This window comes from Rufibacter sp. JT20002, assembly GCF_056491185.1.
In genome coordinates this window covers 1,704,233-1,726,331 of sequence record NZ_JBSZJY010000001.1, presented here as the reverse complement: position 1 = coordinate 1,726,331, position 22,099 = coordinate 1,704,233, and the positions used below count along the sequence as shown (strand labels likewise).

The window sequence follows — 22,099 nt, the reverse complement described above, 5'->3', positions numbered from 1 at the left end:
CTAAACTATGGGCAAAAAAACCAATGCTATCCTTGCCTTTTCCTCTGGTATCGCGACAGGCGCGGTATTAGGTATCCTGTTTGCGCCGGAGAAAGGCCGTGAGACCCGTGACAAACTGAGTTTTCAATTAGAGAAATACCGTGCCAGGCTGTTGGAACTGTCCAATGACCTGATCACTGGAAGAGAAGAGCAGGGTTCTGCCGCTAAAACCGAAGGACAGCGCGTGATCAAAGACGCCCGTGACAAAGCTGAGCGCCTTTTGATGGACGTGGACTCCCTCATCAACGAAATAAACAGTAAAAAGGAAATATAAGCCCCTGACCATGACAACCGTTACCCTTATTCCCGGCGACGGGATAGGTCCTGAGATCACAGAAGCCGTAAAGGCGATCTTTGCAGCCGCAGAAGTGCCCATCACCTGGGAAGAAGAAAACGCCGGACAAACCACCTTTGACTCCAAGGGCGAGCTGATTCCTCAATCTCTTATTGAATCATTGGAGCGTAACAGAATCGCTTTGAAGGGACCTATCACCACCCCGGTGGGCAAAGGCTTCAAAAGCATCAATGTGCAGTTACGCCAGAAGTTTGATTTATACTCCAATGTGCGTCCGGCCAAAACCACGGCTGGCGTGAAAACCCGCTTTGAGAACGTAGACCTGGTCTTGTTCCGGGAGAACACAGAAGGCCTTTACTCTGGTCTGGAAACGTATGATGAGCGCTTGGGCATCTCTGATTCCATCGCCCGTGTCACTGTGGAAGGTTGCCATAAAATTGTAAGAGCCGCATTCCAGTACGCCGCTAAGCACAACCGCCCTAAGGTAACCGTTGCCCACAAAGCCAACATCTTGAAATCTGCCGGAAGGTTGATTCTGGAGGCGGCCGCGAACGTGTCTAAGGAGTTCCCGCAGGTGCAGTGGGATGAGAAGATCATTGACAACATGTGCATGCAGCTGGTAAGCAAGCCAGAGCAGTTTGAAGTGATTGTGACCACCAACCTTTTCGGTGATATCTTGTCTGACCTGTGCGCTGGTTTAGTAGGTGGTTTAGGTGTGGTATCTGGTGCTAACATCGGCGATGACATGGCCATCTTTGAGGCCGTACACGGCTCTGCCCCAGATATTGCCGGTCAAGGTCTTGCAAACCCAACGGCGCTGTTGCGTTCTGCCCTTATGATGTTGCAGCACATGGGCTTGCATGAGCACGCAGACCGCATTGAGAACGCCCTGGAGATTACCCTGCTTGACAAGAGCTGCTGTACCCGCGATTTAGGAGGTACTGCTTCTACGTCAGAATTTGCGCAGCATATCATTTCTAATTTGTAACTTGTCCTATTCTTTAATAGGCTTAATGTATTATGAAAAAGCAATTTATAATCGCGTTGCTGTTGGCTGGTGGTCTTTGGACTTCTAGCTGCGAGAAAAAAGCAAACACAGAAGAAACCGCCACTGCCACTGAGCAAAACTCTTCAGAAGGCAGCGCCCCGGTTGCTGCCAATGATCCTGCTACCAACCCTAACGTAACTGGTCAGGAAGCCGTGAACCCAAATGCTCCTAAGCCAGTAATGACGTTCAAGGAGACTGAGTTTGACTTTGGTGACATCAAGGCTGACAAGAAAGTAGAGCATACTTTCACGTTCACCAACACTGGTAAAGCTCCGTTGATCATTGAGAACGCTTCTGCAACCTGCGGATGTACCGTTCCGGAGTGGCCTCATGAGCCAGTTGCCCCAGGTGAGACAGGTAAAATCAAGGTGGTGTTTGACCCGGCAGGTAAATCTGGCCAGCAATCAAAACAAATCACCATCACGGCCAACACTGATCCGCAGATCAACCAGGTAAGCATCAAAACCAACATCATAGGCACAGTGCCGCAGGCAGGAGCAGAAGGACCTGTTCGAATGTAATTTTAGAACAACCTTATGTTAACTGTATTATTGCAAGCCACCCCAGAGGGGGCAAACCTTTACTCTAATTTCCTGTTCATCGGGTTAATCATTCTGGTGTTTTACTTCTTCATGGTGCGGCCGCAACAGAAGAAAGCCAAAGACCAGAAGAAGTTCAGGGAGGAGCTGAAGCGCGGCATGAACGTAGTCACTATTGGCGGACTGCACGGCCGTTTACTAAGCGTAGACGATGACACTGTCTGGATTGAAGTAGATAAAGGAATTAAATTGAAGTTTGACAAAGTAGCCATTGCGGTTGAAGCCACTAGCCGGGTGAATGCCAACACCTCCGCAGAGACTACTACCACGTAAAAGTTACCTTGCCATTAAACAGGACAAAGCACGCCCTTCTCTGGTTACTGAGGCCATTCTCGCCCAAGCAGAAACAGTACTGGAGGGTGGTGTTGCTTTGTTTTTTTACGGCGGCCACATTTTGGCTCCTGAATGCGCTCAACAAGAGCTACACCACGCAAGTCACCTATCCCATCCAATTCAAGTACGACCCCAAAGCCTTAGTCCCCGTCAAGCCCCTGCCCGAGGAGGTGGTTATCAACGTGACTGGCAAAGGCTGGAAATTGCTCCGGAAAAACCTGTTCTTCAACGTAAAACCGGCCGAGCTTACCATCAGGGGATTACCTTTTGTCAAGCGCTTACCAGGACAAGCTCTGCGCCCGGCCATCTCCAATGTGCTGGACGGCCTGAACCTGAATTTTGTGGTGACGGACACCATCAGCTTTGATTTTGACCGCCTGGTTTCCCGTAAGTTCCCATTAGCTATTGACACCACCCAGATAAAAGTTGCCCCAGGGCAGGCGTTTATGGGAGGGGTTAAAATCTTACCAGACTCAGTTACCTTCACCGGGCCAGAACTGATCTTGAACCAATTTCCCAATCCTTTCCTTTTGGAATTGCCTGAACAGAACTTTGCGACTCCTTTCAAAGGAGATGTGCCCTTAGTGCATGATTTCACTTCTTTGGTGAAAGCAGACGTAAGTGAGGCCGAAGTGCAGTTCAACATCATGCCCCTGGAACGGAAAGAAGTGACGGTGCAGCCCTCCTTGCAGAACTTCCCGCCGCAGCACCAGTTGCGGTTGGTGAACGGACCGGTGGTGGTGCAGTATTCATACCTGCCCCGTTTCCGGGATTCCATCAGGGTAGAGCAGTTTCAGGTAGTGCTGGATTTCCAGAAGTTCAACGCGGCAGATTCTACCATTGTGCCTACCATCTTACAGAAGGCTCCTTACACAAGAAATGTAGCGATACTGCCGGGTAAGGTGCAAATTTCCTTAACACCCCAATAAGCTATGCTGAAGATTGGCATCACCGGCGGAATCGGGTCTGGCAAAAGCATTGTCTGCAAATGTTTTCAGTTGCTGGGCGTACCGGTGTACGATTCTGACACCCGCGCCAAATGGGTGATGAACCATGACCCAGAGCTGCGTGAACAACTTATCTCCGCTTTCGGGCCAGAGACCTTTGATGCCCAACAGAACCTGAACCGGGCATACCTAAGCCAAAAGGTCTTCCATAACACCACCGAGTTAGCCAAATTGAACGGTTTAGTGCATCCGCAGGTGCGCAAAGACTTTTACCGTTGGCTAGAGCAGCAGCAGGCGCCCTATGTGCTCAAAGAAGCGGCTCTCATGTTTGAATCCAATGCCTACACGCAGGTAGACCACGTGCTCACCGTATCAGCCCCGCTGGCGCTTCGGTTGACCCGCACACTGCAGCGCGATCCGCACCGTAGTGCCACTGAGGTGGAAGCCATCATGGCCAAGCAATTGTCAGAAGAAGAGCGGGTAAGCCGGGCCCAGTTCGTCTTGTACAATGACGATGCCCAGTTAGTGCTGCCCCAGGTAGCCCAGCTGCACCAAAAGTTCCTTCAACTAGCACAGTAGGCTTTTAGCTCCTTTTCTAGAAAAAAGGCAGAAAGCACTTATCTGATGATCGGGTAGCGGGTGAATGGTTTGGCAGGGTCAAAGATTTTCCGGTAGGTAACGTGGGTTTTGTAAATGCGGGCCCCTAAGCCGCGGGTCACCATCATCATCTTCGGGTTGAAATCACCTACCCAGTTCATTTCTATCTCGCGGGCACCATAGGCATTCAGAGGACCTTGCGCGTGGCAGATCAAATAAGAATCTACCCCCTTCGCCTGAAATTCAGGGACCACGCCAAAGATGACCCCAAACACCTTTTTATCAGAACGCTTGTTGTAGCGCCAGCGATGGTAAAGGAACTTAAGCTTGGCGGGCAAGTTGAATTTGCCGTTCAGGTGTTTGAAAATCTGGTTCAGCTCGGGCAGCATGATGAAGAAAGCGATGGGCTTCCCTTCAAAATACACGAAGTTGATAAGCCGCTCCTCCATCACAGGTTTCATGCTCTTCACCATCTTCAGGGCTTTGTCAAACGTCATCTCATTGATGCCCGAGTGCCCCGCCCACGCTTTGTTGTAGACTTCCAGAAAGTCCTGGGCTAGTTTTTCGAGGTTGTTTTTGGAAGGATGCCCAAAACTGTACCCCGGGGTAGCATCTAGCGCCTCTGACCGCTGGTAGACCTTGTCACTGAACCGCGCGTGCGTATCCATGTAATAGGTGTACTGCTTGAAATACACCTGAAAGCCGTAGTTCTCAAAAAGCTGCTGGTAGTAGGGGGCATGGTAGAACATCCCAAAGTTAGGTTCAGTGAACCCTTGCACCAGCAGACCCCACCACCGGTCGCGCTCCCCAAAATTGATAGGCCCGTCCATGGCTTCCATGCCTTGCGTGGCCAGCCAGTTCTTGCACGCATCAAACAGCGTATTGGCCGCAGCTTGGTCATTGATGCACTCAAAAAAGCCCATGCCACCGGTCATGTACTCAGACGCGCCTTTGGTTTTGTTGTTCACAAATGCCGCCACCCGGCCAATGGCCTGGCCTTGGTTATCCTGGAGGATCCACCGGATGGCCGTGCCATTTTTGAAATTGGGGTTCTGCTGCGGATCAAAAACCTGCTCAATGTCTTTGTCCAGCGGACGAATCCAGTTGGGGTGATCTTTGTAAATAGCGCTTGGAAGATCTAAAAAGGCTCTGACAGTGGCAGCGTTTTTTACTTCAAGTAGGTGCATACGCGGGTGGGGCTAAGAAACGCAAAACTACATAATCTGCGGCACATGCGTTTCTGGGCAGAATTTAGAAGGAAAGCCAAGAAATGGTTAGATGACCAAGCGAACGCCGCCCAGTTCCTGTAAGCCGTAAATGAAGCGGTCTCCGGGCGAGCCGATGAACATAAAGTTTTTCGGTATCTTCCACTTGGTGGAGAGTTCCTGAATCAATTCTGGTCCGAAGTGCCCTCTAATGATGACAAAGTCTACCACCAGCTCAGGATAGGCCCGGTCCAGTACCTCTACCTCGTGCATCAGTTTCTTGGGCGGCTCTTCCCCTTCGCGCAACACGTTTACAATTTTGATGCGGCTGGTTTGCTCATTTTCCACCACGTAGCGCATCACCTGGTTGATATTGGCGATGTTATCGCCTCGGGTAAAGAACACGAATTCCTGTGACCGGATAGTGTTGATCAGGCGCATGATGGTGTAGGAGGTCAGGGGAAGGATCTTTGCCAGAGGCTTTTCTATCTGCTGCAGCAAATACGTGAAAAGGCGGAGCAGCCTGATCCGGAAGAGCATGATGAATACCACCGAAACGGTTGGAATGAAATATTTCAGGAAAACCCACACGTAGGCCGGATTCAAAATAGCATTCCCTAACAAGGCTGCCAACACCGCAGAGATAGCCACAAACAGCACAATACCGGATGCCCTTACCGGGCGAGGCAGGCGATTCCGGCGCATTTTGAGCAAAACGTTGCCCACCCCAAACAAGGCCATCACAGACAGGAAGGAAATGGTGTACACACCCGCCAAGGCTCCTATGTCGCCGCCCGTGATCAGCAGAATAGAGACGCACAGCAGGAAGAAACTGATCATGATCAGAAACGCAGAGCCTTTCTTGTTGGTGATCAATAGGAACTGCGGAAGGCAACGGTCAAGGGTCATGCGGTGCACCAAGCCCGTAACCCCCACGTACGACGTCAATACCGCCCCGCTCAACACCATGGCCGCGTTCACGGAGACCAGCAGGGCCAGCCAGTGCCCGCCTGCCACTTCGCCCAGGTGGGCCAGCAAAGCGGTTTGGTGTTCGGTTACCTCGGCCATGGGTAAGATGGCAATGGCCAGGAAAGCAGTTAAGGGGTTGAAGATGGTAACGGCCAGCCACATGTTCCGGAGGGTTTTCATGAAGACCCCCGGCGCCTGCTCCTCCACGAAATTGGCCGAGCTCTCGAATCCCGAGATCCCCAGCATGGCTGCCGCAAACCCAAAAAACAAAGCCCGCCAGATACTTCCTTGAATGGGTTGGCTGTAGTTGAGGGCCAGCGTGTCAAACCCATGGTTGAACAGGTAAATAAGGCCTACTATCACCAGCAGCGTGAGGGTAGTGATGTGGGTGATGAAGATGATGACCGCCACAATGGAAGACTCGCCAATGCCCATAATGGTTAAGCCCATGAAAAGGGCCAGCAACCCAATGGTGGCGTAGATAATGGGGAGCCCTTCCCATAAGTGGTGCACGTAGTGCATGGCCTCGCTGGCCGAGATCACGGCAGTGGCCATGTAAGACAGCAAGGTGAGGCACGCCGCCAACGAGGCCGTACTCTTACTGGTCGTGTTGAGCAACGCGTTGTAAGCCCCTCCGTTGAGCGGAAGCGCCCCCACCACCTCAGCGTAAATGCTCCGGAAGAGGTACAAGACCCCACCCACCAGCAAAAGAGCCACCCAGGCATACTGGCCCGCGTAAATGATAGCCAGCGCCGAGACATACAGGCACGAGGAGGTGATATCGTTCCCACAAATGGCGGTGGCGGGCAGCTCTTTTAGCTTGGGCGCGTGCGTTGTGGAAATAGAGTTGGTAAGGTCTTGTTTCATCAGTCTTCTATAGAAAGAGCGTGCAATATAGCTGCTTATGCCCTAAGCCTATCAGGTGCTTTTCAAACCCAAAAACCTGGAAAGGAAAGGATTTGCGACCCAATCCCTATACGAGGGAAGCTAAAGAAGAAGATATTAAAATTATGGGATTCTGGTTAGCGGTGGTTTACGTGAAAACGGGCGTTAAACCTATTCAGGACTTCTTTCTTACAGGGGATCAGACAGGGTGCGGAGAAACGCCACAAGCGCTTTCTGTTCCTGGGGGCTTAACTGCAATTGGTCACTGGGTAGGGTCTGGTGTTCTAGCATGAGGCCCAGTCCTACACCACCTCCCTGGTTGTAAAAGTCAATCACCTCTTCCAGAGTTTTGTAGGCTCCGTTGTGCATGTAAGGGGCGGTGTGGGCAATGTTCCGGACGGTGGGAGTTTTGAAGGCAAACTTCAGTTCCTCTATCTTGTTGTGGGCGTATCTTCCCTCATCTGGGTCAAGGACAGGCTTTTTGCCCTGCGGAGATTGCAGCACCCCCAAGACCTCACCTTCGGTATTGGAGAAAGAAGGGCCTGCGGTGCCATTGAAGACGGGCATGAAATGGCAAGTGCCACATTTCGCTTTTCCCATGAACAGGTTGAAACCGGTAATCTCCTGACGGGTCATATGACTTTCCTCGCCCCGCACGTGCAAGTCAAACCGGGAGCTGAAAGGAGAGAGAGACCTGACGTAGGCCGCCAGCGCCATCATCACGTGCCGGGGCAGAATCTCCTTTTCCAGGGTAGGAAATGCTTCTTTAAAGGCTTTGGTGTACGTTGGTTCTTTATTGAGCCTGGTGGCCGCTTCCTCTACGGAGGCATGCATTTCGTCTTTGTTCGCGATGACGTCCATGGCTTGGTTTTCCAGGGTGGGGGAGCGCATGTCATAGAACTGGGCGTGCTGAAAACCAGCATACAACAAGGTAGGGGCGTTTCTGCTCACAAACTTACCGGTATGCAGCGCGTTGCTTTTAGGTAGGCCATCGGTGAAAGCTAACTCTGGTTGGTGGCAGCTGCCGCAGGTGCGGGTACCCGAAGACAGGATGGGATTGTGAAACAAGGCTTTTCCCAGAGCAATCTTCTGGGGAGTTGGTCGGGCCTCCAGGTTGCCTACAAAGTAGTTGGTGTTGAGGGCATCGGGCTCAAACAACGTAGCCGCCTGCGGGTTGAGCGCAAGCGCCGCCGGAACAAACGGAATCCCGAGTTCTTTCTGCCAGGCCACGATGCCTCTGGTGATGGGGTTGGCGTACTGCTTAATGAACCGCATCCGGTCAAATCCGTCAAAGTCCTGGCTTTGGTTTGTGAAGGCTATGGCTTGCGCTAGAAGTTCCTGCAGCGACGGGTTTTCTCCCAGAAAGGAAAGCACTTCCTTTACCGACATCAAAGCCACGGCAGACTCTTTTACGCCTGTTTTTACCAAAGGAGTGTCAAAGCCGGAGATGCCCAGAATCATGGTTCTAAAGACTTCCTGCTTGGTGGCATCCAGAAGGTGGCTCTCGGTGAACACCGTCTCCTCCAGAATGACACGGGTTCTTTTCAGCGTAGAGAGAAACGCCTTTATTTCTCGCTCCAAATCCGGGCGGTTTGCTTCCTGCAGCTCCGGGTACACGTATTCTTCTATCACCTGCAGCCCCGAGGGCGGGAATACCCGAGTTTCCTCAATCTCAATCTCGGGCAGAGGTGCGCCATTCAGTTCTTTGCTGGCAGTAGGCGCGTAATACTCCGTGAACCATTCCACCTTCTTGTACGCGCGCCGGGTCTGCAGAAAAGCCTGCATTACCGCCGGTCCGTTTTCTTTCTGGGCGCTCAGAAGCAATCTCTCTCCTGTCTGCTGCAAAGAATCAAACTGAACCTGTAGATGGGCTTTTACCTGATCAGGCGCTTGCAGCTTCTTTTCAGAAAAACAGCCGGAAAACAGAACGCTTAGCAACAGAAATAGTAGCGGGTTATACTTTGGTTTCATAAGGCTTGGAAAGGAAAAGACAAAAGCCTTACCGATGATCGGAAGGCTTTTGTAGCATGACAGACGAAATGGTAATGGAAGTTGAAAAGTTGTTGTGTTTAGTTTTGTTTATCGGGCTACCCCGGTCAGAATCACGGTTTGGCCGCCCTCTTTGTTGTTGACTACCCCGCTACCGTCGGCTCCTTTGCCGCCGGGCAAGAAGCTGTCGCTGGTCCAGGTGTGCGGGTGAATGTTCACGACAAAGGTGCCGGGTACGCCTACCAGATCCGAGATGTCATACATAGCACCGTATTCCCATGAACTCAGGCGGGTGTCATTGCTAGGGTTGTATTTGGCGTTGAAGGTGGCGTCTGATCTGCGGTGATCCATCTCCAGCATAGGTTTGATCTGTTTGGTAGCGATACTGTACTGCCAGATACGACCATCATGCTTGTTGTTCTTGTAGTAAGAATCGCCGTCTTCCTGGATGTAGACGAAGTTTTCTGTCACGCAGATGTTGTCTGGGTTCACGATGCTGTTGCCCGGGTCTACCTCGCCGTCAATAAGAGGAGTAAGTTTGCCGGCCAGCGGATTGTTCGCATCCAGTTCCAGTTTGTACACCCGTCCCCACATGGTAAGTCCGGCCACTGGCGTTATTTTGTCTCCCTGGCTAACTCCGGTAGAGGTAAAGTAAAGGGTTCTGTTGGCGTTGGCGCTGCCTTTTCCGTAGTCCAAATCCTCTACGCGGGCAAATTGCAGAGCGCCTTGCTCTACGGTTTGGGCGGCTAACTGGGCGCCGGTGCTGGTGGCTACGTTGCTGTATTCCACAAACTCCACATCGTAGGCGGTATTCACCTGCATGTCAGTCTCCACGGTGTTCTTGTTTTTCCGGCGCAGCATGTACAGTTTGCCGTTCTGCAGATCGCCGGTGGCGTTAGAAAGGTAAAGATTCACCTGACCCATGCTGTTGGCTGGGTTGCTTTCGTCCTCACCAATGAAAATAGCGGTTTTTCCTGGGTAAGCTGCTTTAGGAAGCGGAACAGCGTTTTCTGCGCTGCATTTTCCAAGGGCAGGCAAAACTCGGTTAGGATTGCTCTTATCAGTAGAGGAGCCCAGAGGATTGATGGAATGGATCATGGATTCAATGCCGCTTTCGCCAGCCGTCAGGAACGTGGGGCCAAACCCGTGCTCTTCTGGGGTCGCCAGCGTGGCAGAGCATAGTCTCCAACGTCCGCCGGTACCGTCTACAATGTACTCACCTTTGGTAGGCTTCATGTTCTTGTCAAGGTACACCCGAGACACCGACTGCAGGATCTCGTGGTTGGTGACCATGATGAATCCTTCGCCGTCAGGGTTTCTGAGCATGCCCGAGCCGTCTGGCTGCGCGCCGTAAATGAAAGAAGGAGAACCCTCCAGTTTGTCATCGCTGCTGATAAGGGGATTGATCTTCACGCTTTCAAACCCTGAAAGCATTTTCACCAGGGAAGGAGTCACGGACTGGTTCTTGATCTCCACTCCCGAGGAACCCGGGTTTTCATTGGAGTCATCCTCCTGACAGGCGCCTAAGAAAAGAAGTGCGGCTAAACCCGCCGCGAAGGTTGATTTTCTTGTAATAAAAGGTTTCATATGCCGGGGCTGTGTTTGCTTTATCAAAAGTATACCCCGGGTGTTACCCCTTCATTAGGCCATTTTTATTCCATTGTTAAATCTGCCGCTTGTCTGTAACTCTCGCATAACATTGGGTCCTTGTAAGTAGGGGTTTGATGAAACTGCTTCAGAAACAGATCGCTAATTGCCTCCGGCAAACGGATGTATGTGGGCTACAGGGAAGAAAATGCCCTTGGGCAGTGACGGCAGGTTGCGCTTATGGAACACTTTAAGTAAGATTGAGGTAAATCAGGTTCCTGCCCGGGCTTATGCTCTCATCAATGGCAGGAGGCAGCTGATTCTATTTAAGGGATAACCCATGACTTTATTTGAACTGATAGGAAATACTCCTTTGGTGGAGATACGAAATATACACCCTGGTAACAAGGTGAAAATCTATGCGAAGTTGGAGGGGCAGAACCCCGCGGGCAGCGTGAAGGACCGGGCAGCCTATAGCATGATCAAAGGCGCCCTTGACCGCGGCGAGATACAACCTGGAGACCAGTTGGTGGAAGCTACCAGCGGAAACACAGGCATCGCTTTGGCCATGATTGCCCAGGCACTAGGAGTGAAAATGACTCTGATCATGCCCGATAACTCCACCTCAGAGCGGGTGAAAGCCATGGAAGCCTACGGGGCAGAGGTAATCCTCACGCCATCGGCCAAGACCATAGAGTTTTCCCGCGAGATGGCGGAGGAGATGGCCACAAACCAGGGCTATCACTTGCTTAACCAGTTCGCCAACCCAGATAACTACCGCGCCCATTACAAGACAACCGGTCCGGAGATATGGAAAGATACCCAAGGCACTGTCACGCATTTTGTTTCGGCGATGGGTACTACGGGTACCATCATGGGGGTGTCCAGGTTCCTCAAAGAGCAGAACCCAAGCATTCAGATTGTGGGTACCCAACCTTCCGAGGGCGCTAACATCCCCGGCATCCGTCGCTGGTCCCCAGAGTTCCTGCCCCAGATCTATGAAAAAGAAAGGGTAGACCGGATTATAGACATAAGCGAGCAGCAGGCCATCACCATGACAAGAAGATTGGCAAAAGAAGAAGGAATCTTGGCGGGTATGAGTAGCGGGGGCGCCCTGCAAGCTAGCTATCAACTGGCCCAGGAGTTGGAATCAGGCGTGATCGTTTTCATTGTCTGTGACCGAGGAGATCGCTACCTGAGCACCGACCTTTTTGGGTAGGCAGTAAATTGACTGTCTGCAAATTCCTTAGACCCGCCCAATGCTCTGCTTCCCTTCCCGTTTCATTCCGATTAGAATCGCCTTTTAGATAAGGTTTGAGTTTATGGCCTGTTTTCGCTAACTTCATATAGAAGGAGAAGGACACCTGAAAGCGGTGGTGCTTAGGATAAGGGCTTGTGTTCCATTTAAATATCTTAGTAGCACCGGTTTCGTCAACTCTTTCTGCCTGTAACAGTACCTATTGAGGGGAAAGTATCCCTTTCTTTTATTTCATTCAGAAAACGCAAAGCATATGGGAATCACACTGGAACAAGCCGACAAGGCCGTAAAAGCAGCTCTCGCTGAATCACAAAGATTGGGTTTAAAGATGAACATCGCCGTGGTGGACGCCGGGGCTAACCTGACGGCTTTCGCCCGCATGGACGGGGCCTGGCTCGGCTCCATAGATATCGCCATCCGGAAAGCCCGGACAGCCCGCTTTTTTGACATGCCCACTGGCAACTTGGGACAAGCTTCGCAACCGGGTGGTTCCCTTTACAACATAGAACACTCTAACGGCGGGTTGATCACCTTTCCAGGGGGTATTCCCATCACAGGTGGCAACGGAGAGGTGATTGGGGCCATAGGTGTGTCAGGCAGCACAGTAGAGAATGACCATACGGTAGCGGAGGCCGGGGTGAAGGCAATCTCCTAGCTCAGCAGACGGTTTAAAAGGTAGAAGGCGCGCAGGCGCAAACAAAACAAGTTTCAACCTGTTTTCCTTTGCAACTACATGCCATGCTGCCTTCTGTCAGAGACAACGCCCCCCTGAGGTATTTCACCTTCTTCTACCTGTACTTCATGCAGGGGGTGCCTTCCGGCTTTGCCCTGACGGCGCTCTCGAACTATATGGTGGGGCGGGATGTTCCGCCGGCTACGGTAGGGGCGTTCGCCAGTGCAGTGGGGTTCCCTTGGGTAATTCAGCTGGCCTGGGGCCCCTTAATTGACCGCTACAGTTCCTCTTCCTCGGGACCTTACAAGCGCTGGGTAGTTCTTACGCAGTTGCTTGCCTTTGGAGCCTCGCTGCTGCTGCTAACCGTCCGTGACCCTATTCAGCAAACGGGCCTGCTCGCCGCCCTTTTCTTCACCCACAGCTTGTTTGCCTCTGTGCAGGATGCGAGCGTAGACGCCCTGGCGATCTCCCTTGTGGCCGACCACGAGAAAGGGAGAGTAAACGGCTTTATGCGGGGCGGGCTCCTGCTTGGGATCAGTTTCGGGGCGGCGGGGCTTTCTTACCTTCTGCACGCGTATGGGTTCGCAGTGGCCGTGGGCACCATGTCAGCGGTGCTGCTGCTGTTCACCCTCCTCTTTTTAGCCACGCCTCTCTACAGCAGGCAGGCTCCTGCCCACCCTTCTCCAAAAGAACCGGCCAATGCTCCTGCGTTCCGGCTGGTGTTCTCTCGTCTTTTCCGGAGCTTGTTGAGCCGCGAATCGCTTTTCTTGTTTGGGTTAGTGTTTCTCTCTTACCTCTGCTTTAGTTTGTTTTCGCGATCCCTTTCGTACCACCTAATTCATTCCCTGGGGTGGGAAGACAAGCGCCTCTCCGTTTTCCAGGGTAGCTGGGGAGCGGGCCTTACCCTAGCCGTGGTGCTGAGTGGCGGCTATCTCGCCGATAGGGTGCATTTAGGAAGAATGTATTACAGCACCTGCGTGTGCCTGGCCTTGTTCATGGTCCTGTTCAACGCTTACCTGCTAAGGCACGAGGGCGAAGGATGGATACAAGCAGGTCTCGTCTTTTGGGGATTAGCCGATCCACTCTTTAGCGTCAGCAGCTTTCCGCTGTTAATGGCGGTTTGCGACCGAAGGGTAGGCGGTTCGCAGTTCACTGCCTATATGGCTTTGATCAACCTCTCAGACGTGTTGGGCGCACTGCTCAGTGGCTGGCTTTTACAGGTATCCTTTCCGCCCCTTGTTGGGCTGGCGGCGGGCGCCTGTCTGCTTGTGGCGGTAGTTGGCCAGCTGTTTTCCAGGGTAAAGCTGTCTTTACCATAATCCTGAGGTTTACACCGCTTTTGGGTGGGTAGATTGATCCTAAAACAAGGAGCTAAGAAGAAGAAACCCTTTCCAGATGGCTATACGCCCATTTCCTACCTATTAAAGGCTGCTTTCCTGTTGCCTCAAATGATGTACAAATGATAAAGAGTTAGTAACCTGTTGTTAATATAGTATCTGTATTAGATAATCCAGAAGAGGGGTTGCATAGGAGTAAATAGTAGATTTGTAAAGGTGCCGCACTCAAAAAATCAGATTAGGTAAAACAACAATCAGGTGTTACAAAAGCTAACCAAGTGGTTATAGCAGAAAACCTTGTCTTTTTATTTGAAGAACTATGATAATTTTCTTAAACGACATTAGAAGAGAAGCAAAGAGATAAAGACATAAGGCACATTTTGTCTGCATGAAACCGCTTCTGGAGAGAGGGGTCATGTGATGTTTCAAATAACCTAGAAGTGGTTATGTGAAACCGACTCGCCAGAATAATAGGATTATTCATGGTGGGTGGATTGTTTGCCTATTGCATTATGCTTTTACCCTCTTGCCTCTTAGAAGGTTTATTATCTCTGATTTTTCCAATTAGAAACTCTATGAAGTAGCTGAGCGCATCAGTTACGCTACTCCTTCTTGTGCTCTTACCTATTGTAATGTGATTTTTACAACAATAGGTTATCAATATTTTTCCTGAAAGTAGGTTGTGTTCAGCAGCACACCCTCGCTTGTTGATACCCGCACTGCTGGTGGGTATAGGTGAAATCCAGCTTAGACTGCTGGTTTCAGAGCTTCTATCAGTCAATTTCTTCAGTTGGCTTCCCCTGGCCGTCTGGTTTTGGTAGAGGATTTCTTCAGTTCTAAAGAGTTGGTGAAGTATTTCAATTTGTATTTAAACAATTGGCTTTATGAAATGGAAATTTACGAATAGGCTACTTGCTTTGTCAGGTAGTTTGATTTTGTACACCGTTTTCCCCGGTATTCACCAGGGGGTGGCATTTGCCGGTGTAGGGAATTACCGAGTAGGTTCGCTGCAAGACCGGCCAGTCTCTGGCGTGGTGACCTCCGCCGATGATGGGGCCCCTCTGATTGGGGTTTCGGTATCGGTGAAAGGCGGTACTGCCGGCGTCATGACCGATGCCCAAGGGAAATACCAGATTTCGGTGCCAAATAATGCCGTCCTGGTCTTCAGTTATATTGGCTACACTCCCCAGGAAATAGCAGTTAGTAACAGGTCGCAGATCAACCTTAGGTTGGCGGCAGACAGACAAGTGCTGGATGAGGTAGTGGTAATTGGGTATGGTACCCAAAATAAGGGTGATGTGACCAGTGCCGTGGCAGGCGTTGACCGCGAAGACTTTGTGCAAGGTGCCGTGCGCGATGCAGCCCAATTGATACAAGGGAAAGTAGCTGGTTTGCGGGTGACCACCCCTAGTGGAGACCCCACTGCGAACACTCAGATCAACTTGCGGGGCATCAGCTCCATCCAGGGAAGCTCCAACCCATTGGTAATCATTGACGGAGTGCCCGGGAACCTCAACACGGTGGCTCCAGAAGATATTGAGTCAGTAGACGTGTTGAAAGACGGTTCAGCGGCCGCCATCTACGGTACCCGGGCAACAGGCGGGGTAATCCTGATCACGACCCGCAAAAACCAGGGCGACCGCACCACGGTGGAATACAACGCCTATTCCAGCGTGCAGACCATCGCCAGAAGACCAGAACTGTTGACGGGAGATGATTACCGCCGCCTTATACAGGAAGAAGGTGTTGATTACGAGGACTACGGCGGGAATACAGACTGGCTGGATGAGATCCTGCAGACGCCTATCAGCCAAAACCACAACCTGACTTTTTTCGGAGGCAATTCCGCCACAAACTTTACCGGCTCCCTCAACTACAGAAACTGGGAAGGGATCATGAAAAAGACGGGGCAGGAGCGTTTCATTGCTCGGGCAGACATAAACCACGCCATGTTTGATGAGAAACTGAAGGCAAATATTCAGTTGATCAACACGGTTGGCTCTTCGGTGCAAGGCGGTGGGGACGGATATGCTTACCGGCAGGCCATCATCCGGAACCCAACGGACCGCGTGCGGACTGAAACCGGTGAATGGCAAGAGCGAGGAGGATACTTCTACCTCAATCCGGTAGCCAGGATAGAGGAATTTGACCGGGAGTATACCACCAAGGAAATGAGAATGAGCGGTAGCCTGGACTATTCTCCCATCAAAGACCTGCACTTCAAGGTGCTGGGCTCCCATATTCAATGGGGTTCTTTGTATGGCTATGCCTCCACGTTCAATCACTCAGACACATGGCTGGATAACCGCAACAGCAATGCGGGCAGAAGCACCGGCTCCAGCCGAACCAATTTATTGGAGCTTACCTCCAACTACTCCAAAACCATTGGGGCCCATAGCTTCAGTGTACTGGGGGGCTATAGCTGGCAAGATGAAACAAACGAAGGATTCAACGCCGATAACTGGAACTTCCCTACAGATTCCTACGGGTGGAACAATCTAGGGGTAGGTCAAGCGGTTCAGGCGGGGCTCGCGGGCATGGACAGCTACAAAGACAACTGGAAACTGATCGGCTTCTTCGGTCGCGTGACTTATGACTGGAACGATAAATACTTGTTCATGGCCAGTGTTCGGCGTGAAGGCTCCTCTAAGTTCGGGGTCAACTCCCAATGGGGTACCTTCCCGGCGGTGTCGGTGGGCTGGAGAATCAGCCAAGAGGACTTTATGAAGACCTTAGGGTTCGTTTCTGACCTGAAAGTGAGAGCTGGTTACGGGGTAACAGGTACCATTGCCAACAGCCCGTACCTGTCGCAGATCAGCTATAATTTCAGCCAGGACAACGGAGCATTTATTGGAGGAAGATGGGTAAGAGGCTTTTCTCCAGCCCGTAACTTCAACCCAGACCTCCGGTGGGAAAGAAAAGGGGAGTACAACGTAGGGCTTGACTTCGGTTTCCTGAAAAACCGGATCAGTGGTTCCCTGGATTTCTTCCGTCGTGACATTGAAGACTTGCTGTACAACTTTGAGGTTCCGTCGCCTCCTTACCTCATTGATTTCATGACCATCAACGCGGGTGCGCTGCGCAGCCAGGGATTTGAGGCATTGGTGAACTTTGTGCCTGTTGAAACCCAAAACTTCTCATGGAACTCCAATGTGACGTACTCCACAAATAAAACTAAGTTGGTTTCCCTAACCAATGACCAGTTTGAGAACACAGTAGATTACTTTGATGCAGGGTATACCGGTGAACCCATTCAGGACTTCACCCACCGGGTAGCGGTTGGAGAGCCCATTGGCCGATTCTATGTCTGGAAAACAGTAGGGGTAGACGCGAATGGCGGCTGGTTAGTAGAAAGCAAAACAGGTGAGGCCATTCCTATCAATGACGCTACTCAGGAAGACCGCCAATACTACGGTAATGCCATTCCCAAGCACGTGCTGGGCTGGAACAACTCTGCCCGTTACAAGAACTTTGACCTGACGGTCAACATCAGAGGCGCCTTTGGCCATGACATTCTCAACTTCCAGCGCATGTTCTACGAGAACCCCAAAAACCCGGCTTACAACATGCTGAAAACCGCTTATGACCCGGTTTACGGAAAACGGCTCAATAACGACCTGGTATATGTAAGCCACTACATTGAAAAAGGAGACTACGTGAAAATTGACAACGTCACCTTTGGTTACACGCTGCCGAAGGACCTGATCAAGGTGGTTAGAAATGCGAGAGTGTTTGTGTCTGGCCTGAACCTGATTACCATCACCGGCTACAAAGGACTGGATCCTGAAGGAGTGAGCTTCACTGGGTTCGCACCAGGCAATGATGAGCGCGACAAGTACCCCACCACGCGTACGTTCACGGCTGGTCTTAATGTATCCTTCTAGGTTTTTAAAAGCATGATCATGAAAAAGAAATTTATTGCCTATACCCTGGCTACCACTTTAGGAGCCGTGGGCGCAATCAGCTCCTGTACCAACCTGGATGAAGAGGTGTATTCAGAAGTACTGGCCTCTAGTTTCAAGCCTACAGAAAAAGACATCCCAGCCATCATCGCGCCGGTGTATGCCTCCTTCCGGGGGTTGATGATGGGTTGGCAAGGATACTTTGACCTGCAGGAAGAAAGCGCAGATGCCATTGCTACTCCTGCCCGTCCTAACGGATGGTATGATGGAGGCACCTATCTGCGGATGCACACCCACACCTGGACCCCGCTGCAGTGGCAGCCCCAGAACACCTGGTTAAGCGCCTACCGGAGCATCACTACCGCCAACCGGGTGCTGGCGCAGATTGAAGATGGGGTGATTGCCATGGAAAGCGGGCAAGAGATATTGGTGGCAGAATTGCGGGCAACCCGGGCCTTTGCCTATTACCTGCTATTGGATAACCACGGCAATGTTCCCATTGTGACCGACTTCAAAGACACTCAACTGCCTGATCAGAAAACCCGCCAGCAGGTGTATGATTTCGTGGTGAGTGAACTGTTAGAGGTGGGAGACGTCCTGAGCGATGACCCTAAAGCCACGTACGGCCAGTTGAACAAGTGGGGGGTAAAGGCCCTGTTGGCCAAAATCTATCTGAACGCAGGGGTTTACACCGGCACCCCGCAGTGGGAAAAATGTATCCAGCTGGCCGATGAGATCATCAACAGCCAAAAGTATACCCTGGATCCCAACTATTCAGATGTCTTCACCTATACGAACCAGAATTCACCGGAGATCATCTTTGCCATCCCTTATGATCAGATCTACGGCACGGGCAACATTGTGCACATGAAAACGCTGGACCCTGCCAGTAGGTTCGTGTACAAGATGCAGGCCGGTCCCTGGGGAGGCAATGCCGCCGTGCCGCAGTTCATTGACACCTATGATGCGCAGGATGGCCGCCTGAAAGATACCTGGATCATGGGGCCGCAGAAAAATGCGACCACTGGCGCTATCGCCATTGATTACGTGAAGCTGATGCCCAGCATGGCCGCCACCGAATCAAACGAAGGTTACCGAATTGGGAAGTATAAAATCAAAGAAGGAGCCACCGGAGCCTTGGACAATGACTTCCCCATGCTGCGCTATGCCGACGTGCTCATGATGAAAGCTGAAAGCCTGCTACGCATGGGCCGCGCCGATGAAGCAGCCGTGTTAGTGACCCAGGTGCGCCAGCGCGCTTTCCGGGACACCAACCCCGCCAAAGCCACTGTGACCGGCGATGAACTGAAACAAGGCAGTACCTATGAGTACGGTCTTCAGGATGAAAACGGCAACGTTCTTTCTGGCCCCGGAAGCGGTGGTGCCGATATCCAGTTCGGGAGAATGTTGGATGAACTGGGATGGGAGTTTGCCGCAGAGGCACACCGCCGGCAAGATTTGATCCGTTTCGGGGTTTTCGGTACGAAAGCCTGGTTTAACCATAGCCCAAGTAGCCCCAGCAAAGCCTTGTTCCCATTGCCGGCCGAGGAAATTAACAAGAACCCCAAATTGGCGCAAAACCCCGGGTATTAAAGAGTAGTTGGTTTGTTTGTTAGAGTGTCTGCTCATTCATGCCCCTTGAAAAAGGGGTAAGGGTGAGCAGATTTTTTGTTTCTCCTCCGGTTTGTTTCCCAGCTGTTAACATAGTATTACCATTGGCTAACATGCTGAAGTCTCTTTTGAAAGTATTCATGTTTATTGCATTAGAAGAAGATATCAGAAGAGGAGCGCTTTGGGCATGTTTCATTGAGAATAGCCTCAAAACAAACCCGAAGCCTCGGAAAAATGCCCCGCCCTGCGCAGAAAGAGTCAATAAAACATCAGACTGCGCCAAAATAAGTGATAAGATGTGCCCGGTGGTTTTAAATCAGATGCCATAAATAAAACCCCTTATTTATGAACAAACGAAAAAGATGGTCTATTCTGCCCATGCTCCTCGGCGGCTTGATCTCCTTCCATACAGTCCAGGCGCAGTCGTATGTTCGGAGTGGAACAACACCAAGATGCAGGTTAAGCCGGTGGTCGGGATAAAGGCTTACGCGTTCAACCTGCAGGACGTGAAACTGCTGGAAAGTCCCTTCAAAGAGGCGATGAAAGCAGACGCCGATTACCTCCTGAAGATTGAGCCAGACCGCTTTCTTTCTGATTTCCGCGTTCATGCCGGCTCAAACCTAAGGGGCCTAAGTACGGCGGTTGGAAGTCCCCTGTTCTGGCGGGGCATAGCCTAGGGCATTACTTGTCGGCGTGCGCTATGCAGTATGCGGCCTTTATGCTTTGTTTTTTGTAAAAGACAACTAAAATGAAGAAAAACCTACTTAGTCTACTGGCCCTTTGTCTCGTGCAGACAGGGGCGTTCGCGCAGGGCGGCATCAGGAACATCGCGCCGGTTAACTTCTCCAAAGTCACCATCAACGATGCTTTCTGGAAGCCCCGCATTGATCAGGTGGCCACCGTCACGATTCCAGTCTGTATTGAGCAAACCGAGGTGAAAACGCCCCGCATCCAGAACTTCGAGATCATGGCAGGCCTGAAAAAAGGTGAGTTCAAAGGCATTTTCTACGATGACTCCGATGTCTACAAAGCCCTGGAGGCAATTGCCTATTCCATCAAAAACAAACCCTCGGCTGAGTTGGAGAAGAAAGCTGATCAGTGGATTGACCTCATCGCCAAGGCCCAGCAACCCGACGGCTACCTCAATACCTACTACACGCTCCAGTTCCCCGAGAAGCGCTGGACTGATATGAGCATGCACGAAGATTATAACGGCGGGCACCTCATAGAAGCAGCCGTGGCGTATTATGAGGCTACCGGTAAACGCAAACTATTGGATGTTTCCATCAAGTTTGCCGATCATTTCGCCTCGCTTTTCGGGCCGGGCAAGCAGCATTGGGTCACCGGGCACCAGGAACTGGAACTGGCCTTGGTGAAGCTCTACAAAACCACCAAAAACAAAAAGTACCTGGACTTAGCCGATTGGCTTCTGGAGGAGCGGGGCCGTAAACTGGCCAAAGGCTACACCTGGACCGACTGGAAGGACACCGCTTACGCTCAGGATGTGGTGCCGGTGAAACTGCAGAAGGAAATCACTGGTCACGCCGTGCGGGCCATGTACATGTACACCGGCGCCGCTGATGTGGCGGCCCTGAAAGGCGATGAAGCCTACATGGGAGCTATGAAAAACGTGTGGGAAGACGTGGTCTACCGCAACATGTACATCACCGGCGGCATCGGTTCCTCGGGTCGCAACGAAGGTTTCTCCAAAGATTATGACCTGCCTAACGAGCATGCCTACTGTGAGACCTGCGCCTCCGTGGGCATGGTGTTCTGGAACCAGCGCATGAGCTCCATGACCGGCGACAGCAAGTACGTAGACGTGCTGGAACGAAGCCTTTACAACGGGGCCCTGGATGGTTTGTCGCTGAGCGGAGATCGGTTCTTTTACGGAAACCCGCTGGCCTCACGGGGGCAGCACCAACGCAGTGAATGGTTCGGGACGGCCTGCTGTCCGGCCAATATTTCCCGTTTGATCGCCTCGCTGGGCAATTACGTCTATGCGCAATCCGGGAACGGGGTGTGGGTGAATCTGTACATCGGGAGCCAGACCAACCTCAATACGCCCAACGGGAACCTTCCGCTGGAGATGAAAACCAATTACCCATGGGAGGGCAAAGTGGATCTGACCGTGAATCCGGCGAAAGCCACCAACGCGACGTTGCACCTGCGCATTCCAGGTTGGGTACAGGGAGAACCTGTGCCCGGTGATCTGTACCGTTTCTCTGACAAGACACCTTCAAAATTCACGTTGGAACTGAACGGAAAAGCCGTGCCTTACAAAATGGAACGGGGCTACGCCGTCATCGACCGGAAGTGGAAGAAAGGTGATCGCCTGGAGCTGGACTTCCCCATGGAGGTGAAAAAGGTAGTAGCCAAAGACAGCCTAACCTACAACCAGAACCGGATTGCCCTGCAACGGGGTCCGCTGGTGTATTGCGTGGAAGGCGTGGACAACGGCAATGCCGCCTGGAACATGGTGGTGCCCGAGGATACCCGTTTCGAGGCTACTTTCAACCAACAGCTCCTAAACGGCGTGGTGGCTCTGAAAGCCGAAGTACCGGTTATCTCCGTGAGTGCCGATGGCCTGTCTACCGTTACCCAAAGGAAAACCATCACCGCCATACCTTACTATTCCTGGGCCAACCGCGGCAAAAGCCCCATGCAGGTCTGGCTGCCCACCAAGATCAACGGCATCATGTTGAATTATACCCAGTGATAAAAGGTAGCTGCACGCTGACTCAGACTCCTACCTTTTTTTAGCGAGGTCTGGGCCAGCGTGTACTCCTGTATTTTGCTTCACCTGTTTTGGGCCTATGTTCTGA

Annotated in this window: 17 protein-coding genes; 13 read left to right on the top strand and 4 right to left on the bottom strand. The window is 51.7% G+C overall.

Annotated elements, in window-relative coordinates; genetic code table 11:
- The first annotated feature begins 7 nt into the window (after positions 1 to 7).
- The 6 genes from ACW9SV_RS06755 to coaE all read left to right on the top strand — a co-directional run bounded on the left by ACW9SV_RS06755 (position 8) and on the right by coaE (position 3,840).
- Positions 8 to 313 carry a YtxH domain-containing protein gene (locus ACW9SV_RS06755; RefSeq protein WP_479555978.1) on the top strand — a complete coding sequence of 102 codons (306 nt, stop codon included), beginning with the start codon at positions 8 to 10 and terminating at the stop codon, positions 311 to 313.
- 10 nt (positions 314 to 323) lie between these two features.
- On the top strand, positions 324 to 1,322 hold the full coding sequence (locus tag ACW9SV_RS06750) for an isocitrate/isopropylmalate dehydrogenase family protein (RefSeq protein WP_479555977.1): 999 nt from the start codon (positions 324 to 326) through the stop codon (positions 1,320 to 1,322).
- 32 nt (positions 1,323 to 1,354) lie between these two features.
- Positions 1,355 to 1,903: a DUF1573 domain-containing protein gene (locus ACW9SV_RS06745; RefSeq protein WP_479555976.1), complete on the top strand. Its 549-nt coding sequence runs from the start codon at positions 1,355 to 1,357 to the stop codon at positions 1,901 to 1,903.
- A 15-nt stretch (positions 1,904 to 1,918) separates the two neighbouring features.
- The gene (gene yajC / locus ACW9SV_RS06740; RefSeq protein WP_479555975.1) at positions 1,919 to 2,254 is read left to right on the top strand and encodes a preprotein translocase subunit YajC; all 336 of its coding nucleotides are present in this window, start codon (positions 1,919 to 1,921) and stop codon (positions 2,252 to 2,254) included.
- Positions 2,255 to 2,343: 89 nt separating this feature from the next.
- On the top strand, positions 2,344 to 3,243 hold the full coding sequence (locus tag ACW9SV_RS06735; protein ID WP_479555974.1) for a YbbR-like domain-containing protein: 900 nt from the start codon (positions 2,344 to 2,346) through the stop codon (positions 3,241 to 3,243).
- Between the two features lie 3 nt (positions 3,244 to 3,246).
- Entirely contained in the window at positions 3,247 to 3,840 is a 594-nt protein-coding gene (gene coaE / locus ACW9SV_RS06730) for a dephospho-CoA kinase (RefSeq protein WP_479555973.1), read from the top strand.
- 38 nt (positions 3,841 to 3,878) lie between these two features.
- Here the strand turns inward: coaE and ACW9SV_RS06725 are convergent, their stop codons facing one another.
- The 4 genes from ACW9SV_RS06725 to ACW9SV_RS06710 all read right to left on the bottom strand — a co-directional run bounded on the left by ACW9SV_RS06725 (position 3,879) and on the right by ACW9SV_RS06710 (position 10,493).
- Positions 3,879 to 5,045 carry a hypothetical protein gene (locus ACW9SV_RS06725; RefSeq protein WP_479555972.1) on the bottom strand — a complete coding sequence of 389 codons (1,167 nt, stop codon included), beginning with the start codon at positions 5,043 to 5,045 and terminating at the stop codon, positions 3,879 to 3,881.
- A gap of 87 nt (positions 5,046 to 5,132) precedes the next feature.
- Positions 5,133 to 6,899 carry an APC family permease gene (locus tag ACW9SV_RS06720; protein ID WP_479555971.1) on the bottom strand — a complete coding sequence of 589 codons (1,767 nt, stop codon included), beginning with the start codon at positions 6,897 to 6,899 and terminating at the stop codon, positions 5,133 to 5,135.
- A 207-nt stretch (positions 6,900 to 7,106) separates the two neighbouring features.
- On the bottom strand, positions 7,107 to 8,888 hold the full coding sequence (locus ACW9SV_RS06715) for a cytochrome-c peroxidase (RefSeq protein ID WP_479555970.1): 1,782 nt from the start codon (positions 8,886 to 8,888) through the stop codon (positions 7,107 to 7,109).
- Positions 8,889 to 8,996: 108 nt separating this feature from the next.
- Positions 8,997 to 10,493, bottom strand: a complete 1,497-nt coding sequence (locus tag ACW9SV_RS06710) for a PhoX family protein (RefSeq protein WP_479555969.1) — start codon at positions 10,491 to 10,493, stop codon at positions 8,997 to 8,999.
- Positions 10,494 to 10,833: 340 nt separating this feature from the next.
- Between ACW9SV_RS06710 and cysM the strand changes: the two genes are divergently transcribed.
- The 7 genes from cysM (at position 10,834) to ACW9SV_RS06675 (ending at position 21,993) form a co-directional block, all read left to right on the top strand.
- A complete protein-coding gene (gene cysM, locus ACW9SV_RS06705; protein WP_479555968.1) occupies positions 10,834 to 11,712 on the top strand; it encodes a cysteine synthase CysM in 879 nt (292 codons plus the stop codon).
- A gap of 292 nt (positions 11,713 to 12,004) precedes the next feature.
- On the top strand, positions 12,005 to 12,406 hold the full coding sequence (locus ACW9SV_RS06700) for a GlcG/HbpS family heme-binding protein (protein WP_479555967.1): 402 nt from the start codon (positions 12,005 to 12,007) through the stop codon (positions 12,404 to 12,406).
- A gap of 83 nt (positions 12,407 to 12,489) precedes the next feature.
- Positions 12,490 to 13,743, top strand: a complete 1,254-nt coding sequence (locus tag ACW9SV_RS06695; protein ID WP_479555966.1) for an MFS transporter — start codon at positions 12,490 to 12,492, stop codon at positions 13,741 to 13,743.
- A gap of 902 nt (positions 13,744 to 14,645) precedes the next feature.
- A complete protein-coding gene (locus ACW9SV_RS06690) occupies positions 14,646 to 17,645 on the top strand; it encodes a SusC/RagA family TonB-linked outer membrane protein (RefSeq protein WP_479555965.1) in 3,000 nt (999 codons plus the stop codon).
- A gap of 18 nt (positions 17,646 to 17,663) precedes the next feature.
- Positions 17,664 to 19,256 (top strand): RagB/SusD family nutrient uptake outer membrane protein, encoded by a 1,593-nt coding sequence (locus tag ACW9SV_RS06685; protein WP_479555964.1) that lies wholly within the window; start codon positions 17,664 to 17,666, stop codon positions 19,254 to 19,256.
- 470 nt (positions 19,257 to 19,726) lie between these two features.
- Positions 19,727 to 19,951, top strand: a complete 225-nt coding sequence (locus tag ACW9SV_RS06680; RefSeq protein ID WP_479555963.1) for a hypothetical protein — start codon at positions 19,727 to 19,729, stop codon at positions 19,949 to 19,951.
- 71 nt (positions 19,952 to 20,022) lie between these two features.
- The gene (locus tag ACW9SV_RS06675) at positions 20,023 to 21,993 is read left to right on the top strand and encodes a glycoside hydrolase family 127 protein (protein ID WP_479555962.1); all 1,971 of its coding nucleotides are present in this window, start codon (positions 20,023 to 20,025) and stop codon (positions 21,991 to 21,993) included.
- Positions 21,994 to 22,099: the final 106 nt, after the last annotated feature.

Coding starts and splice junctions, on each gene's coding strand:
- ACW9SV_RS06755 (WP_479555978.1), top strand. CDS start 8: ATGGGCAAAAAAACCAATGCTATCCTTGCCTTTTCCTCTGGTATCGCG.
- ACW9SV_RS06750 (WP_479555977.1), top strand. CDS start 324: ATGACAACCGTTACCCTTATTCCCGGCGACGGGATAGGTCCTGAGATC.
- ACW9SV_RS06745 (WP_479555976.1), top strand. CDS start 1,355: ATGAAAAAGCAATTTATAATCGCGTTGCTGTTGGCTGGTGGTCTTTGG.
- yajC (WP_479555975.1), top strand. CDS start 1,919: ATGTTAACTGTATTATTGCAAGCCACCCCAGAGGGGGCAAACCTTTAC.
- coaE (WP_479555973.1), top strand. CDS start 3,247: ATGCTGAAGATTGGCATCACCGGCGGAATCGGGTCTGGCAAAAGCATT.
- ACW9SV_RS06725 (WP_479555972.1), bottom strand. CDS start 5,045: ATGCACCTACTTGAAGTAAAAAACGCTGCCACTGTCAGAGCCTTTTTA.
- ACW9SV_RS06720 (WP_479555971.1), bottom strand. CDS start 6,899: ATGAAACAAGACCTTACCAACTCTATTTCCACAACGCACGCGCCCAAG.
- ACW9SV_RS06715 (WP_479555970.1), bottom strand. CDS start 8,888: ATGAAACCAAAGTATAACCCGCTACTATTTCTGTTGCTAAGCGTTCTG.
- ACW9SV_RS06710 (WP_479555969.1), bottom strand. CDS start 10,493: ATGAAACCTTTTATTACAAGAAAATCAACCTTCGCGGCGGGTTTAGCC.
- cysM (WP_479555968.1), top strand. CDS start 10,834: ATGACTTTATTTGAACTGATAGGAAATACTCCTTTGGTGGAGATACGA.
- ACW9SV_RS06700 (WP_479555967.1), top strand. CDS start 12,005: ATGGGAATCACACTGGAACAAGCCGACAAGGCCGTAAAAGCAGCTCTC.
- ACW9SV_RS06695 (WP_479555966.1), top strand. CDS start 12,490: ATGCTGCCTTCTGTCAGAGACAACGCCCCCCTGAGGTATTTCACCTTC.
- ACW9SV_RS06690 (WP_479555965.1), top strand. CDS start 14,646: ATGAAATGGAAATTTACGAATAGGCTACTTGCTTTGTCAGGTAGTTTG.
- ACW9SV_RS06685 (WP_479555964.1), top strand. CDS start 17,664: ATGAAAAAGAAATTTATTGCCTATACCCTGGCTACCACTTTAGGAGCC.
- ACW9SV_RS06680 (WP_479555963.1), top strand. CDS start 19,727: ATGCAGGTTAAGCCGGTGGTCGGGATAAAGGCTTACGCGTTCAACCTG.
- ACW9SV_RS06675 (WP_479555962.1), top strand. CDS start 20,023: ATGAAGAAAAACCTACTTAGTCTACTGGCCCTTTGTCTCGTGCAGACA.